This is a genomic window from Paraburkholderia sp. CNPSo 3076, from assembly GCF_026343935.1.
Classification (GTDB): domain Bacteria; phylum Pseudomonadota; class Gammaproteobacteria; order Burkholderiales; family Burkholderiaceae; genus Paraburkholderia; species Paraburkholderia nodosa.
In genome coordinates this window covers 177,150-192,553 of record NZ_JAPMAL010000011.1, presented here as the reverse complement: position 1 = coordinate 192,553, position 15,404 = coordinate 177,150, and the positions used below count along the sequence as shown (strand labels likewise).

The following is a 15,404-nucleotide window of genomic DNA, read 5'->3' as shown; positions in this document are numbered from 1 at the left end:
GGCGTCACCTTACATATCGACAGCTGGCAGCCGGGATTTAGGGGGCAACCCTGAGATTTTTAAGAAACTACAGAATTTCGTTGATCAGGCGCCGGTAACTGTGGCCGGAGCACGGACGTTCGCACGACGCGGCGTGAGAACGGCCAGCACGGCGGCGACGATAAAGAGGGCGGGTACGTCGCCGAGCAGATGGCCGAGATGACCGGGCGACGCCAGCGACTGGACCGTCATGATTGCGCCGTGCACGACGCTCGACCACACCGTGAACCGGATCAGGCTCAAATGCTCGAGCGGACGGCGCGCGGCGCGCATGAGGAACACGCCCAGCGTGGCGTAGATGCCGACGATCATCAGCGGGTAGTCAGAGTGGCTCGAGTGCCAGGTCCAGCCGGACGGCCAGAGCACCATCAGCGGGTAGATCGCGAAGGTGGCGATTGCGCCGACCGCGTATAGGGCGATGGAGAGGCTTTTGAGCCGGGCCGAGTCGTCCATGGCGCACCCCGTTATATCCGTTTGATAGTGTGGGGAATATGCGCGCACGCGGTTTCTCGCGCAAGTCCTTTGCGATTAACGCGCTAATTCGCGCAACTTGCCGGCGCGATGAGTGATGTTTGGCGAAACTTCGCTCGTGCGTGGTGGCGGCGAACTGAAAGCAATCCGTAAAATTCCATTTCCAATTAGTAATGTTATAACGTAACATTCGCGTCGAGCTGCAGCCACAACCCTGTGCCGCGTGCGTCCACCCTGGGCCCGGACGTTCGCCGCGCATCACTCCAACGACGCAAACAAGAAACCATCGTGGCGACCATCCCTTTTACGTCCTTGTCCGCGTTGCTGGCGGGGCTGCGCTTCGCGCGCGTCCTGCCGCTCGCCCCCTTGCCACTCGCGCTCTGCGGTGCGCTGGCTCATGCCCAATCACCGGCAATGAACGCGGCCGACGCCGCGGCTGGCGACACCCGGCAGGGCGTCGCAACGACGGGCGTCGCGACGCTCGCGCCGGTGTTCGTCACCGCGAACCCGCTCGGCAACACCGCTCTCACGGCGCCCTCCACCGCGCTCTACGGTGACGCGCTCGTCCTGCGTCGCGCCAACTCGCTGGGCGAAACGCTCAACGGCCTGCCGGGTGTTTCGACGACGACCTACGGCCCCATGGTCGGGCGTCCGATCATTCGCGGCATGGACGGCGACCGCATCCGTCTGCTGCAGAACGGCGTGGCCGCGTTCGACGCCTCGTCGCTCTCGTACGACCACGCGGTGCCGCAGGATCCGCTCTCGATTGAGCGCGTCGAGATCGTGCGCGGGCCGGCCGCGCTGCTGTACGGCGGCAATGCGATTGGCGGCGTGGTCAACACGATCGATAACCGCATTCCGCGCGAGCCGATTTCGGGCGTCAGCGGCGCGGTGGATGCGAGCTACGGCGGCGCGAACGACGCGCGCGCCGGCGCGGCACAGGTGGAGGGCGGCAACGGCGGCTTCGCGTTCCACGTGGACGCCTTCGCCCGCGACACGAGCAACCAGCGCATTCCCGGCTACGCGCACTCGGCGCAGCAACGCGCGCTGGACGGTCCCGATGCCGAAGAGCCCTATGGCAGCATCCCGAACAGCGACGGTCGCTGGCACGGCGGCGCGGTCGGCTCTTCGTACACCTGGGCCGACGGCTACGCGGGCATCTCGTACAACGGCTTCGACGCGAACTACGGCTCCGTGGCCGAAGACGACGTGCGCCTGCGCATGCATCAGGACCATGTGGCGCTCGCGTCCGAAGTGCGCAACCTGCAGGGGCCGATCAGCCAGCTCAAGTTCGATTTCGGTTATACGGACTACGAACATCGCGAGATCGACAACGGCAAAACGAGCACGACGTTCCGTAACCACGGCTACGAAGCGCGCCTGGAGGCGCGCCACGAGAAAATTGGGCCGCTGGAGGGCGCCTTCGGCGTGCAGGTGAGCCAGAACACCTTCTCGGCGCTAGGCGACGAGGCGCTCGTGCCGACCACGCAAACCACCAATGTCGCGCTGTTCGGTCTGGAGGAGTGGAATGTGACGCCGACGCTGAAACTGAGTCTGGGCGCGCGCCTCGAGCATGTGAAGCTCGATCCGGTGGCGGGCGAAGACGGCACGAAGTTCGCGGGCGTGCAGGCGCGCGACTTCAACGCGGGCAGTCTCTCGGCGGGCGCGCTCTACAAGCTCACGCCCGTATGGTCTGTGGTGGGCAGCGTGGCGTACACCGAGCGCGCGCCGACTTACTACGAGCTTTACGCAAACGGCCCGCACGACGCGACCGGCCAGTATTTGATCGGCAACCCCGACGCACAGAAGGAAAAGGCCGTTTCCGCGGATCTTTCGTTGCGCTACGCGAGCGGCCCCAACAAGGCGAGCGCGGGCGTGTTCTACAGCCGCTTTCGCAATTACCTCACCGAGTACAACACCGGCCGCCTCGTGGACGACGACGACACGCCCGTGCCCGCCGGCGCCGCGGATGCCCTCAACGAGGCCGTTTATCGCGGCGTGCCCGCGGAATTCTATGGGGTGGAACTGGAAGGGCGCTGGCGCGTGCTGGAGCGCGGCGCGCATCGGCTCGATATCGGCTTGGCCGCCGACTACACGTACGCGCGCAACGTGGATACGGGCGCGCCGCTGCCGCGCATTGCGCCGTTGCGCGCGACGCTGAACGCCGATTACGGCTACGGCCCGTTCGGCGCGCACGCCGAACTCGTGCACGCATGGGCGCAAAACCGCGTGCCTGAAGACGATTTGCCGACCGCAGGCTACACCACGCTTGCGTTGGCGCTCACCTACAAATTCCATGTGGGCGCAACGAACTGGCTCGCTTATGTGCGCGGCGACAATCTCACGAATCAGGACGTGCGCTATGCCAGTTCCGTGGTGCGCGACATCGCGCCCGAGGGCGGGCGCAGTGTCATGGTCGGATTGCGCACCACGTTCTAGCGCGTCATGCCGCTCACGCGGTCGCAGCGGCCGGCCGCACCGCCGCGCTCGGCGGCTGTCCGGTCTGCTGCCGCGAGCGGCCCGAGCTCAGATAGTCGGCGATCGAATCCTGCGTGATCTCGCCCACATAGGCGCCCTCGGCGTCGAGCACCGGCATCCACGAGGCGCGGAACTGGTACATCTTCGAGAGCACGATGCGCAGGTTGTCGTCGACGGAAACGGTGGCCGGGAAGGGCGTGATGCGATCGCCGCACACGCCTTCGGCCCCACGCGCGGCGCGGCGCGCCACGAAACCGAGCGCATGCTGGACTTCGTCGAGCACGGTGAGGTAGCGCGAATCGCTTTCGTCCATCGCGGCGAACGCGTGCGAGAGCGGCGTTTCGGCGCGCGCCGTTTCGGGCTGCGTGGCGGCGTCACCGGCCTTTACGAGCAACAGGCGCTTGAGCGTGCTGTCCTGGCCCACGAACTGCGCGACGAAGTCGTCATGCGGGCGCGCAAGCAGCGTATCGGGATGGTCGTACTGCACGAGCCTGCCGCGCCGGAACACCGCGATGCGGTCGCCCAGCTTGATCGCCTCGTCGATATCGTGGCTCACCATGATGACGGTCTTCTTCAGTTGCCGCTGCATCTGGAAGAACTCGTTCTGGATGGCTTCGCGATTGATCGGATCGACCGCGCCGAACGGCTCGTCCATGAGCAGTACGGGCGGGTCGGCGGCCAGCGCGCGAATCACGCCGATACGTTGCTGCTGGCCGCCCGAAAGCTCGCGCGGATAACGCTTCAAATACAGCTTCGGGTCGAGCGCGACCATCGACATCAGTTCCGCCGCGCGCTCCGCGCAGCGCTTCTTGTCCCAGCCGAGCAGGCGCGGCACGACCGTGATGTTCTCCGCGATCGTCATGTTCGGAAACAGGCCGATCTGCTGGATCACATAACCGATGCGGCGGCGCAGATCCACTTCGTTCAGGCCCGTGGTGTCCTCGCCGTTGATGAGCACGCGGCCCGAGGTCGGCTCGATCAGCCGGTTGATCATCTTGAGCGTGGTGGTCTTGCCGCAGCCCGACGGGCCGAGGAACACGCAGATCTCGCCTTCGGCCACCGAAAGGCTCACCGAGTCGACGGCGCGCACGGTCTGGCCGTCTTTCTGCGTGAAGGTCTTCGTCAGTTGGTCGAGTTCGATCATGTCTTCTGTACTCCTTTCGGTGTCAATGCGCGCTGCAGCATCTGCAACAACAGGTCGGCGGCGATCGCGAGCACGCTCACGAGCACGGCGCCCACGAGCAGCTTCATCATGCTGCTCTGGCCAATGGCGCGAATGATCAGCGTGCCGAGGCCGCCCGCGCCGATCACGGCGGCAATGGTCATCACGCCGATGTTCATCACGACCGCCGTGCGCACGCCCGCGAGAATCACGGGCACGGCCAGCGGCAAGTCGACGAGACGCAGCCGCTGCCACGACGTCATGCCGATGCCGGTGCCGGCTTCCTTGATGCCCGCGTCCACGTTGCGCAGCGCGAGGTAGGTGTTGCGCATGATGGGCAGCAGCGAATAGAGAAACACGGCCGTGATGGCGGGCACCGCGCCAATGCCCTGGCCGAAGCGCGAGAACACCGGAATCATCAGGCCGAACAGCGCGATGGAGGGCAGCGTGAGGATGATGGTCGCAACGCCCAGCAGCGGCGCCGCGAGCCAGTCGTGGCGGCTGATGAGCACGCCGAGCGGCACGCCCGCGATGATCGCGCAGCCCACGGCGATGCCCACGAGGTAGAGATGCTGGAGCGTGAGCTGCAGCAGTTCGGGCCAGCTCGAAGCGAGATAGTCGAATACGTTCATATGGCCTGGCCTCCTTCAGGGGAGCGTATGCGTGCGCAGGAACTCCGCCGCCACATGCTGGGCGGACTTGCCGTCCAGATCCACGGCCTTGTTCATGTCTTGCATCACGTCGTTGTTGAGGGCGGCGGAAAGCGCGTTGAGCTGCGCGGCCAGCTTGGGATTGCGCTCCAGCACTTCCTTGCGCACCACCGGCGTGGCGTTGTACGGCGGGAAGAAGTGCTTGTCGTCTTCGAGCGGCACGATGCCGAAGCCTTTCACGCGGCCATCTGTCGTGTAGACGAGGCCGATCTTCAGCTGGTTGTTATGCAGCGCCGTGTAGACGAGGCCGGGGTCCATCTGCTTCATCTGCGAGCGATGAAAGCTCATGCCGTAGGTCGCGAGCAGCGGCTTGAGACCATCCGGGCGATTCGCGAACTCGGCGTCCATGCCGAACACGTAGTGCTTCGCATCGGGGTCCGTCTTCAACCTTTGCGCAAGCTGCGAGACCGTGGTGATGCCGGTTTCCTCGGCGAATTTGCTTGGCAAACCTAATGCATACGTGTCGTTGAGCGGCGAGGCGTTGAGCCAGACGAGACCGCGCGGCGCATCGAGCGCCTTCACGCGCTCGTACATCGCTTCGGGCGACAGCTTTTCCGTCAGCTTGTCGTAGACGAGTGCCGCCGTGCCCGTGTAGTCCCATACGAGGTCGAACTGGCCGTTCTCGAGCGCGCTGCGCATGAGCGTGCTGCCGAGGCCGGAGCGCACCTCCACGGTATAGCCGCGCGAGCGCAGGTATTGCGCGGTGACTTCGGCGAGTACGTATTGCTCGGTGAAGTTCTTCGCGCCGAGTACAAGCTTGGGCTGCGCGAATGCGGGCGTGGCGGCGGCAACGAGCGCGCTGCCGATCACGCACGCCTGAACGAAACGGCGCAGGGATTTGAAGGGTGACGCGAACATCATGCGAGCCCTCCGTGACGCGAGAGCCACTGATGGCTGCCGGCGGCGACCACGCCGTCCAGCACGAGCGCGAGCGCGGCCGTGAACGCGGCGCCGAGCAGCAGCAAGGGCTGATCGTTCAGATAGATGCCGGGGAAAATGAGCGAGCCCAGGCTGTCGGCGCCGATCAGGTAAGCGAGCGGCGCGGTGCCCACGTTGATGGCGAGCGCGGTGCGCACGCCGCCCACGATGATGGGCAGCGCGCCCGGCAATTCCACGCGCGTGAGCGACTGCCAGCCCGTCATGCCGATGCCGCGCGCGGCTTCGCGCAGTGCGCCCGGCACGTTCTTCACGCCCTCATAGGTATTGCGCGTGATGGGCAGCAGCGACGCGAGAAAGAGCGCGACGATGGCGGGAATGTCGCCGATGCCGAACACGCCGAGCGCGATGGCGAGCACCGCGAGCGACGGAATCGTGTTGCCCACGTTGAAGATCTGCATGAAGCGTTCGGCCTGGCGCGCGAAGCGCGGCCGGCTGAGCAGCACGCCGGCGGGCACGCCGACCACGACGGCGAGCGCCATCGAATAGCCGACGAGCAGCAGGTGCCGCCCGGTGTAGTAAGCGAGGTCGCCTGCGTGGCTTTGCCACGTATCGGCGCCGATGGCGCGTGAGAGGGCCCACGCGATGACGGCAAGGGCGATCAGGCTGCCCGCGAGCAGGGCAGAGCGTCGAGTCATGAAGGTACGCCTCCTTGTTTTTGTGCCGCGCGGCGCAACGCTGCGCGGCGAGGACGCCCATGAGGATGCTCAAGGCGCCGCGAAGGAAGTTCGTGATCCCGGCATGGCCGCGATTGGAACCGACGAAAACAACGGACAGAAAAGCGGACAAAAACCAGTCCGCCCGCGCACGATGGCTACGTGGCCGCAGTGGTGGGAACGCGCTTCTCGCGTTCTTCTGGTTGTCATGTTCAGCTCAACGGCACCGAGCAGATCGATGCGCGCTGAAGCAGAAAACCGCCTGATGACGGCATGGATGCGGCGGCTTTGAACCGCTACGCGAGGGCCGGAGGCCCGTTTGAACGTCGCTTGCGACACAGCGGCCCTTTAGCGTGGACCGGGTATCTCAATGCGCACGAGAACGACTTCGTTGTGATCGAAACGAGATCAGTATAGATCATTCGATTAGGTGCGTCTACCTTGGGGAGCGATCGCGAGTTGACGTATGAAAGGCGGGGTTGCATGCGGTATGTCATTTTTGGAAATTAATCAGTTATCCGGATAAAAATCTTTCGGTAGCATTTCCCGTTTATAAAAAGTGACAGAAAGTGCCGTACAGGTATGCACTTTCGCGTCGTTGGCTTTAGCAAGCGACGTTCCCGGTGCTGCATCGAGGCGCTGCGGCAGAATGTTCCGCTCTTTTCGCTTTCTTAAGATTCGTTTAAGAAAGGCCATTTATTTTGAAGCGCTTCGCATCATCGATGCTCGCCGATTCAACGTTGCGGCCATCGATCTCACTTCCGATTTCACCTTGATAAGCGCGGCACCCGCTCGCGTTTCTCTGCTCTGCAATCCGTCATTCGATTCATGGCTTTTCGTGCAATAGCGGCCTCCCCGGGCCTCGCGGGGAAACTCATCGTTGTGTCAGCAATCGGTTTGACGAGCGCCGCGTGGCTCGCCCATCGACACGCGAACGTTGCCACCGACGATCCGCTTGCCGACGCGGCGACAGTGACGACTGCGGCGCCGGAGCAAGATGCAGCGTCGCAGGCAGCGGCCAGCGCGGCGCCCGCGAGCGAAAGCGCGTCGGCGTATCGCGTGGAGACCGCCGTGGTCGGGCACAGCTTTTCCGAGGCGGCCCAGCGTCTCGGCGTGGATGCAGCGACGACGGCGAGGCTGGCGCGCGCGTTCTCGGGTCGCCTCGATTTCCGGCGCGATCTTCAACGCGGCAGCGAGATCCGCTTCGTGTTTCGCAATGACACGAGCGGCGCGAATGGCGCGAGCGAAGCAAAAGATGCAAACGACGTGGGCGCTGCGAATGCCGGCGCGCCACAGAACACAGTGTCTTCAGACGACACGCCGGTCGCGATCCGCATCTCGAACGGCAACGTCTCGCACGATCTCTTTCTCTACCGGAACCTCGCGGGCAAGGCGTTCTATTATTCGGCCGACGGCCATGCTGCCGCGCCATCGTTCCTGCGCTATCCCGTGAAGTTCACGCGCGTGTCTTCGCACTTCTCGCTGCGACGGCTCGATCCGGTCACGCATCGCGTGCAGCCGCACGAAGGTGTGGATCTCGCGGCGCCCGTCGGCACGCCCGTTCAAGCGACCGCGCGCGGCACCGTGACGTTCGCCGGCTGGCAGACGGGCTACGGCAAGGTCGTGAAGCTCGAGAACTTCGGCCCTTACTCGACCACCTTCGCCCATCTATCGCGCTTTGCGAAGCACTTGAAGGTCGGCCAGACGGTGAGCAAAGGGCAGGTGATCGGGTACGTGGGCGCGACGGGTTGGGCGACGGGTCCGCATCTGCACTATGAGGTGCACGTGGATCAGGTCGCGCAGGATCCGCTGACCGTCGACTTGCCGCATCGCGACCCCTTGCAGGGCGAGGACAAGCAGCGCTTCGCGCAGCAGGTCGCGCTCATCGATCCGCTGCTTTAGGCACAACGCGCGAAAGGCTGCCGCAAGGAGGCACGCCGCGGCGCGTGCTGCGCCGCAAACGCGATTTGCCGATTTTCGATAACACGTTGATTAATGACTCAATAGCATGGTTCCACTCAACCGTGGCGGCCAGGGCCGGCCGCCCGGGCCACCCAGAGGGAGAAAACCATGCAAAGCGAGTCGAACGCACGCCCCGCTGCAGTTGGCACCACACTTGGCACCGTAGTTGGCAACGCAGGCGGCGCAGGCGCGCCCGCGCTCAATCAGACGCTCGGCACGTGGCAGTTGTGGGGCATCGCAGTCGGCCTCGTGATATCGGGCGAGTACTTCGGCTGGAGCTACGGCTGGGCCAGCGCCGGCACGCTCGGCTTCGTCGTCACGGCGCTGTTCGTCGCGGCGATGTACACCACGTTCATCTTCAGCTTCACCGAGCTCACCACCTCCATTCCGCATGCGGGCGGCCCTTTCGCCTACGCCCGCCGCGCGTTCGGCCCGACCGGCGGGTATCTGGCGGGGGCGGCCACGCTAGTGGAATTCGTATTCGCGCCGCCCGCCATCGCGCTCGCCATCGGCGCGTACCTGCACGTGCAGTTCCCCGGCTCGAGCCCAAACACGCGGCCATGGGCGCGTATCTCGTGTTCATGGCGCTCAATATCGTGGGCGTGCAGATCGCCGCGACCTTCGAGCTGATCGTCACGCTGCTCGCCATCTTCGAGCTGTTCGTGTTCATGGGCGTGGTGTCGCCGGGCTTCGCATGGGGCCACTTCACGAAGGGCGGCTGGTCGGGTAACGATCACTTTTCGCTGGGCTCGTTCCATGGCATGTTCGCCGCGATTCCGTTCGCCATCTGGTTCTTCCTCGCGATCGAAGGCGTCGCCATGGCCGCCGAGGAAGCGAAGAACCCGCGCCGCTCGATTCCCATCGCCTACGTGGCCGGCATTCTCACGCTCGTCGCGCTCGCCGTGGGCGTGATGGTGTTCGCGGGCGGCGCGGGCGACTGGACCAAACTCGCCAATATCAACGACCCGCTGCCGCAAGCCATGAAGTTCATCGTCGGCGAGCACAGCGGCTGGATGCACATGCTCGTCTGGCTCGGGCTGTTCGGTCTCGTGGCCTCGTTTCACGGCATCATTCTCGGCTATTCGCGGCAGATCTTCGCGCTTGCCCGCGAAGGCTATCTCCCCGCGTGGCTCGCGAAAATCCATCCGCGCTTCAAGACGCCGTATCGCGCGATCCTCGCGGGCGGCGCGGTGGGCATCGCCGCGATCTATAGCGACGAGCTGATCCAGTTCGGCGGGCAGACGCTCACGGCCAACATCGTCACGATGTCGGTGTTCGGCGCGATCGTGATGTACATTGTCAGCATGGCGGCGCTCTTCAAGCTGCGCCGCGTGCAGCCGGCCATGGACCGGCCGTTTCGCGCGCCGCTGTACCCGTTTTTCCCGGCGTTCGCGCTTGTGGCCGCGCTCGTTTGCCTCGGCACGATGGTGTATTTCAATGCGCTGGTCGCGGGGGTGTTCGTGGTGTTCCTCGCGCTCGGCTACGCGTATTTCCTCGCCACGCGCACGCAGCGCGAGGGAATGTCCGTCGAGGGGCTGCTCGAGGAGTGAGCTTCCAGGGCCTGTTCACAGGCCCTGGCTTTGGAGGAGTCCAACGCATGAACTATACGGAGACGATCGGCGCGCGCACCTACCGCTTCGCGGACCTCAAGACGCTGCTCGCCAAAGCCAGCCCGCTGCGCTCCGGCGACCAGCTCGCGGGCGTGGCGGCGGCGAGCGAAGAGGAGCGCGTGGCCGCGAAAATGGCGCTTGCCGCGGTGCCGCTCAAAGCGTTTCTCGCGGAAGCGCTCGTGCCCTATGAAGACGACGAGGTCACGCGCCTGATCGTCGACGATCACGACGCCGCCGCGTTCGCGGCCGTTGCCCACCTCACGGTGGGCGACTTTCGCGACTGGCTGCTTTCGGGCGCGGCAAATACCGAAGCGCTCGAACGCCTGGCGCCAGGCCTCACGCCCGAAATGGTTGCGGCGGTGTCGAAGCTCATGCGCAATCAGGACCTGATCGCGGTAGCGAAAAAACGCCCCGTGGTCACGCGCTTTCGCAACACCGTGGGACTGCCGGGCCACATGTCGGTGCGCTTGCAGCCGAACCATCCTACCGACGACGTGAAGGGCATCGCCTCCTCGATGCTCGACGGCCTGATGTATGGCTGCGGCGACGCGATGATCGGCATCAATCCCGCCACGGACAGCCTCGCGGCCATCGTGAAGCTGCTCGCGATGATCGACGGGTTTCGCGAGCGCTACCGCGTGCCCACGCAGTCCTGCGTGCTCACGCACGTCACCAACACGATCGCGGCGATCGAAACGGGCGCACCTGTCGATCTCGTGTTCCAGTCGATAGCGGGCACGCAAAAGGCGAACGCGAGCTTCGGCATATCGTTGTCGCTGTTGCAGGAGGCGCGCGAGGCGGCGCTCGCGCTCAGGCGCGGCACGGTTGGCAACAACCTCATGTACTTCGAGACGGGGCAGGGCAGCGCGCTCTCGGCGAACGCGCACTACGGCGTGGACCAGCAAACCTGCGAGGTGCGCGCCTATGCAGTCGCGCGCAAGTTCGAGCCGTTCCTCGTCAATACGGTGGTCGGTTTCATCGGCCCCGAGTATTTGTACGACGGAAAGCAGATCATCCGCGCGGGGCTCGAAGATCACTTCTGCGGCAAGCTGCTGGGCGTGCCCATGGGTTGCGACATCTGCTATACGAACCACGCCGAAGCCGATCAGGACGACATGGACACGCTGCTCACGCTGCTGGGCGCCGCCGGCATCAACTTCATCATGGGCATTCCGGGCGCGGACGACGTGATGCTCAACTACCAGAGCACCTCGTTTCACGACGCGCTCTACGTGCGCGACCTGCTCGGCCTGCGCCGCGCGCCGGAGTTCGAGGAGTGGCTGGAGACTATGGAGATCGTCGACGCGAAAGGCGCGCTCCTGCCCGGCTCCGCGCGTGTGCCGCTGCTCGCGGGCGCGCACGAATGGATGGGGATCGACGCATGAGCGACGCCGTCGAAAAGAACCCATGGGGCGGTCTCAAGGCGTTCACGAACGCGCGCATCGCGCTCGGGCGCGCGGGCAACGGCTTGCCTACGGCGCCGCTGCTCGCGTTCAATCTCTCGCATGCGCAGGCGCGCGACGCCGTCCATCACCCGCTCGACGCCGAAGCCTTGCGGCGCACGCTCGAAGCCGAAGGGTTCGCCACGCTCGGCGTGGAAAGCGCGGCGCCGGACCGGCAACATTATTTGCGCCGGCCGGACCTGGGGCGGCGCTTGTCGGAGGCGAGCCGGGCAGCGTTGGTCGAAGCGGCGGGGTTCGCCACTGCAGCGCGTGACGAGCCGCCCGAAGTCGTGTTCGTGATCGGCGACGGCCTTTCGGCGATCGCCGCCGCGAAACAGGCCGCGCCGCTGCTGCTCGCGGTGCGCGCGCGCCTCGCGGACTGGCGCATCGGCCCGGTGGTGGTCGCGCGTCAGGCGCGCGTGGCGCTCGGCGACGAGATTGGTGAGTTGCTGGGTGCGAAACTCGTGGCGATGCTGATCGGCGAGCGGCCAGGGCTTAGCTCGCCAGACAGCCTCGGCGTCTATCTCACCTATGCGCCGAAGGTGGGCTGCCATGACGCGCAGCGCAACTGCATCTCGAACGTGCGTCCCGAAGGGCTGCCGTATGAAGCGGCCGCGCACAAGCTCCATTACCTCCTCACGCACGCGCGGCGGCTCGGGCTGAGCGGCGTCGGACTGAAGGACGATAGCGACGCGACGCTGCCGGGCGTCGGGGCGGCCGGGCAGATCACGTCTGCATGAGGGGCCACACGCGCGGGCGAGGACTGCATCCGCCGCAACCATTGAAGCCCGCGACGCACCGCGGCGGGGCCGCCGCCTGTGCAGGGATTGAGCACTCCTCTCATCGCCATTGCGCCGCCGTGGAGCAGCGCGGCGCCCGCCATCGCCATACGGCATGCCGTTCTCGCTGGCCCGACTCTTGCATCAATCGACGATTGATCGAAGCAAGCGCGTACTGGGAGGCAGCCATGAACGAAACGGCAGAGCGAACCGAGGCCACGGCCGGACAGGCGCAATGGAACGCGCGTGGCGCTCGCACCGTGGTCAGCGTGGCGCACGACGCCGACGAACAGGCGCGCAACCTCGTGGGCTGGCGGCAGACCTACGACCAGCTCGCGGCGGGCCGCTTTGTCGGCACGCTCACGGAGCTGCCGCTCGACACCATGAAGGTCTTTCGCGAGACCACGAGCCACACGCTGCGCCAGGCGTGCGAGGTGCGCGGCGACGCCTGGTGGTTCGGCATACCGGTCGCGCGCGAAGGCGAGGCGCGTATCGACGCGCAGCCCTTTGGTGCGCAGGCGTTTGCGCTGCGCCCGGGCAACGTCGAGTTCGAGCTGCTCACGCCCGCACAGTTTTCGATCTACGGCGTGGTCGTGCGCGGCGACGTGCTGCGCCACTATGCCGCCGCGGTCGAGCACACGGCGCTCGAAGAGCGTCTGCCGGCTGCGCCTGTCGTGCAGGCCGGCGCGGCGAGCATCGAACGCCTTTGCGCGCGGCTCGCGTGGTGTCTCGACGATGGCGGTCACGCGCAGGAGAACGTGCCGAACGCACCGCTTTCGGACGCCGGGCGTAATGCATTGCAGGCGGAAGTGCTCGCCGCGCTATTCGACGCCTGCGCGAGCAGCGCGGATGCGGTTGCCGAGCCCGCGTCGCGGCGCCGCTGGATCGTTGCGCAGGCGCGTGACTACGTGCTCGCGCATCGCGCGCGGCCGGTCGGCGTGCCGGAGCTTTGCGAGCAGCTGCACGTGAGCCGGCGCACGCTCCAGTACTGCTTTCAGGACGTGCTTGGCATGGCGCCTGCAAGCTACCTGCGCGCGCTGCGCCTGAACGGCGCCCGGCGCGACCTGTGCGCTCGCGCGGCCGGTTCGGTGCAGGACGTGGCCGCCGCCTGGGGCTTCTGGCATCTGAGCCAGTTCGCCTCCGACTACCGGCGCATGTTCGGCATGCGGCCTTCTGAGGCGTTGCGCGCGGTGGCATCGCCTTGAATTCCCGGACGAGAGTATGAATTCATTCGCGACAGATGACAGAGGGAACGTTCTTCGTTATCTGGATTTATATGCCGGCACGAACCCTTCCGAGCCGCTCCTGTTGGTTCATGGTTTGGGTTGTGCGTCCAGCAGTGATTACCCATCGGTAGTGGGCTCGAATTCATACTCAAAATGCCGTTCGCTCCTCATCGATCTCATGGGGGCGGGGTTCAGCGACAAACCGGAGGACGGGAAATATACTTCGGATGACCAGGCGAATGTCCTCTCAAACCTTGTCGCGAGTGAGCACTTCACGCGGGTGAATCTCTTCGGCCATAGCGCTGGCGCGTTCATCGCGCTGAAGCTCGCAAAACGCCTGCCGATCCACGTGGGTAGCGTGATTTTATGTGCGCCCGGTCTGAACGACTACGGCAAAGCGATGTTGTCGGAAATAACGTCGATGACCGAAGCGCAGTTCGTCGCCGAAGGGTATTCGCAGATTCTGGCGCAGTTGAAAGCCGCCGGCGGCAACGACGCCTGGCTGGGCCCGTTTTCCGTCGCATCGCCTCATGCCATTTACGAGTGGGCAAGATCCACGCTGGACGATAACGCGCAAAACTGGCTCGATGATCTCGCCAGGCTGAATTCAAAAAGAGGGGTGATTCTTCCGGATACCGCTGCGAGTGACGAAATTACCCAATTCGAGCACGCCGGCTGCAGAGTCGAACTCGTTGTCGACACCGAGCACATGATGGCTTACGACAATCCGGATGGCCTCGCGCGCGCAATCAGCAATATTCTCGAGCGAGGCGCTTGAGGAACGGGCGGTGCCTCACCGGCTCAGCAGTTGCTTGTGATAGAACGTGGTGCCGCAAAATGCGCCGTCCGGCATCAGCGCGTAATTCGGCACGGTGCCCACACGCTCCCATCCCGCGCGCGCATAGAGCCGTTCGGCCGCGCCGCCCGTCACGGTGTCGAGCACGAGCACCGATTTTCCGGCCTGCCTTGCCGCCTCGTCGATGGCGAGCATGAGGCGCAGCCCCACACCTTGTCCGCGCGCGGCGCGGTGCACCAGCACCTTGGCGACATCGGCGCGATGCGGCTGGTTTTCCGGTTGCGCCGTCACGAGCTGCGCCGTGCCCACAATACGCTGCTGCGCGTCTTCGGCCGCGAGCAGGATGCGTTCGCCTCGCGACACGTCTTGCGCCACCCCGTGCCAGAACGCGAGCGCCGTCTCGCGCGCGATCGGCAGCATGAAGCTCACCGAGGCGCCGCCCTCCACGCAGTCGATGAGTACGTCCACAAGCGCGCTCGCGCAGGCTTGCGCCTGTTCGGCGGTGAGGCGGCGTATCTTGATGGCTTCGTTCATTTGAATATGAATCCGGTCAGTTAGTGGTCCTGCAGAGCGCGACGACATAGCGCGCCGGCTCGTTCGTGGGATTGCGATAGACGATGGGGCAGTCGAGGCGCATCGCGAGGCAGTCGCCGGTTTCGAGCCGCCACACGCGCTCGCCCACCGTCATCTCCATCGCGCCTTCCATCACCCAAACCTGTTGATGAATCTGCGCGTCGCGCAGGCTCGTGTCGTAAGCCACGCGCTGGCCGGGCGGAAAGTGCACTTCCACGAGCTGGATCGGCGACCATGTGGGCGGCGAGAGATTGCGCCGCACGTAGCCCGACTCGGGATCGGTCCAGACCGCTTGATCGCGGGCCGCGGCGTGCGGGGAAGGGGCCTGCCGCGCATCGTCGCCCGGCGCCTCGAAGAGCGACGCGAGCGAGACGCCGAGCGCCGTGGCGAGCTTGTCGAGCACGACGGCCGTGGGGCTGCTTTGCCCGCGTTCGATGAGCGAGATGTTCGAGCGGCTCACCGAACTGCGCTCGGCCAGCGCTTCGAGCGACCAGCCTTTGGCGTCGCGCAATTCGCGCAGGCGGCGGGCGATATTGGTGTGAATATCCATGTCGTCCAGTTTAA

At 65.4% G+C, this 15,404-nt stretch carries 14 protein-coding genes and 1 pseudogene; 8 read left to right on the top strand and 7 right to left on the bottom strand.

Annotated elements, in window-relative coordinates; genetic code table 11:
- Positions 1–84: 84 nt before the first annotated feature.
- Positions 85–492: a DUF6632 domain-containing protein gene (locus M3A49_RS15055; RefSeq protein WP_266229332.1), complete on the bottom strand. Its 408-nt coding sequence runs from the start codon at positions 490–492 to the stop codon at positions 85–87.
- Positions 493–924: 432 nt separating this feature from the next.
- Between M3A49_RS15055 and M3A49_RS15050 the strand changes: the two genes are divergently transcribed.
- Positions 925–2,949, top strand: a complete 2,025-nt coding sequence (locus tag M3A49_RS15050) for a TonB-dependent receptor (RefSeq protein WP_266229355.1) — start codon at positions 925–927, stop codon at positions 2,947–2,949.
- Positions 2,950–2,962: 13 nt separating this feature from the next.
- Here M3A49_RS15050 and M3A49_RS15045 read toward each other — a convergent pair whose 3' ends face one another.
- The 4 genes from M3A49_RS15045 to M3A49_RS15030 are packed head-to-tail and all read right to left on the bottom strand — an operon-like array spanning position 2,963 to position 6,434.
- Positions 2,963–4,132: a betaine/proline/choline family ABC transporter ATP-binding protein gene (locus M3A49_RS15045; RefSeq protein WP_266229331.1), complete on the bottom strand. Its 1,170-nt coding sequence runs from the start codon at positions 4,130–4,132 to the stop codon at positions 2,963–2,965.
- Positions 4,129–4,782, bottom strand: a complete 654-nt coding sequence (locus tag M3A49_RS15040; protein WP_028202324.1) for an ABC transporter permease — start codon at positions 4,780–4,782, stop codon at positions 4,129–4,131. Before M3A49_RS15040 ends, M3A49_RS15045 begins: the two co-directional genes overlap by 4 nt.
- 15 nt (positions 4,783–4,797) lie before the next feature.
- Entirely contained in the window at positions 4,798–5,718 is a 921-nt protein-coding gene (locus tag M3A49_RS15035; protein ID WP_416338959.1) for a glycine betaine ABC transporter substrate-binding protein, read from the bottom strand.
- Positions 5,718–6,434, bottom strand: a complete 717-nt coding sequence (locus M3A49_RS15030; RefSeq protein ID WP_254353760.1) for an ABC transporter permease — start codon at positions 6,432–6,434, stop codon at positions 5,718–5,720. The genes M3A49_RS15035 and M3A49_RS15030 overlap by 1 nt, the downstream gene beginning before the upstream one ends.
- On the opposite strand from M3A49_RS15030, the gene M3A49_RS15025 reads away from it, so the two are divergent.
- The 7 genes and pseudogenes from M3A49_RS15025 (at position 6,433) to M3A49_RS14995 (ending at position 14,249) form a co-directional block, all read left to right on the top strand.
- A complete protein-coding gene (locus tag M3A49_RS15025; RefSeq protein ID WP_266229329.1) occupies positions 6,433–6,744 on the top strand; it encodes a hypothetical protein in 312 nt (103 codons plus the stop codon). The two genes, M3A49_RS15030 and M3A49_RS15025, sit on opposite strands and share 2 nt — an antisense overlap.
- Before the next feature lie 590 nt (positions 6,745–7,334).
- The gene (locus tag M3A49_RS15020) at positions 7,335–8,354 is read left to right on the top strand and encodes a M23 family metallopeptidase (protein ID WP_266229328.1); all 1,020 of its coding nucleotides are present in this window, start codon (positions 7,335–7,337) and stop codon (positions 8,352–8,354) included.
- Positions 8,355–8,663: 309 nt separating this feature from the next.
- Positions 8,664–9,964 (top strand): annotated as a pseudogene (eat, locus tag M3A49_RS15015) (ethanolamine permease).
- Positions 9,965–10,011: 47 nt separating this feature from the next.
- Positions 10,012–11,409, top strand: a complete 1,398-nt coding sequence (locus M3A49_RS15010; RefSeq protein WP_266229327.1) for an ethanolamine ammonia-lyase subunit EutB — start codon at positions 10,012–10,014, stop codon at positions 11,407–11,409.
- Positions 11,406–12,206, top strand: a complete 801-nt coding sequence (eutC, locus tag M3A49_RS15005) for an ethanolamine ammonia-lyase subunit EutC (protein WP_266229326.1) — start codon at positions 11,406–11,408, stop codon at positions 12,204–12,206. The genes M3A49_RS15010 and eutC overlap by 4 nt, the downstream gene beginning before the upstream one ends.
- 227 nt (positions 12,207–12,433) lie before the next feature.
- Entirely contained in the window at positions 12,434–13,450 is a 1,017-nt protein-coding gene (locus M3A49_RS15000; RefSeq protein ID WP_323183153.1) for a helix-turn-helix domain-containing protein, read from the top strand.
- Between the two features lie 16 nt (positions 13,451–13,466).
- Positions 13,467–14,249, top strand: coding sequence for an alpha/beta fold hydrolase (locus tag M3A49_RS14995; RefSeq protein WP_266229325.1), 783 nt, complete (start codon positions 13,467–13,469; stop codon positions 14,247–14,249).
- 15 nt (positions 14,250–14,264) lie between these two features.
- On the opposite strand, the gene M3A49_RS14990 is transcribed toward M3A49_RS14995, so the two are convergent.
- Both M3A49_RS14990 and M3A49_RS14985 read right to left on the bottom strand, forming a co-directional pair.
- On the bottom strand, positions 14,265–14,801 hold the full coding sequence (locus tag M3A49_RS14990) for a GNAT family N-acetyltransferase (RefSeq protein WP_266229324.1): 537 nt from the start codon (positions 14,799–14,801) through the stop codon (positions 14,265–14,267).
- A 16-nt stretch (positions 14,802–14,817) separates the two neighbouring features.
- Positions 14,818–15,390: a helix-turn-helix domain-containing protein gene (locus M3A49_RS14985; RefSeq protein WP_266229323.1), complete on the bottom strand. Its 573-nt coding sequence runs from the start codon at positions 15,388–15,390 to the stop codon at positions 14,818–14,820.
- Positions 15,391–15,404: the final 14 nt, after the last annotated feature.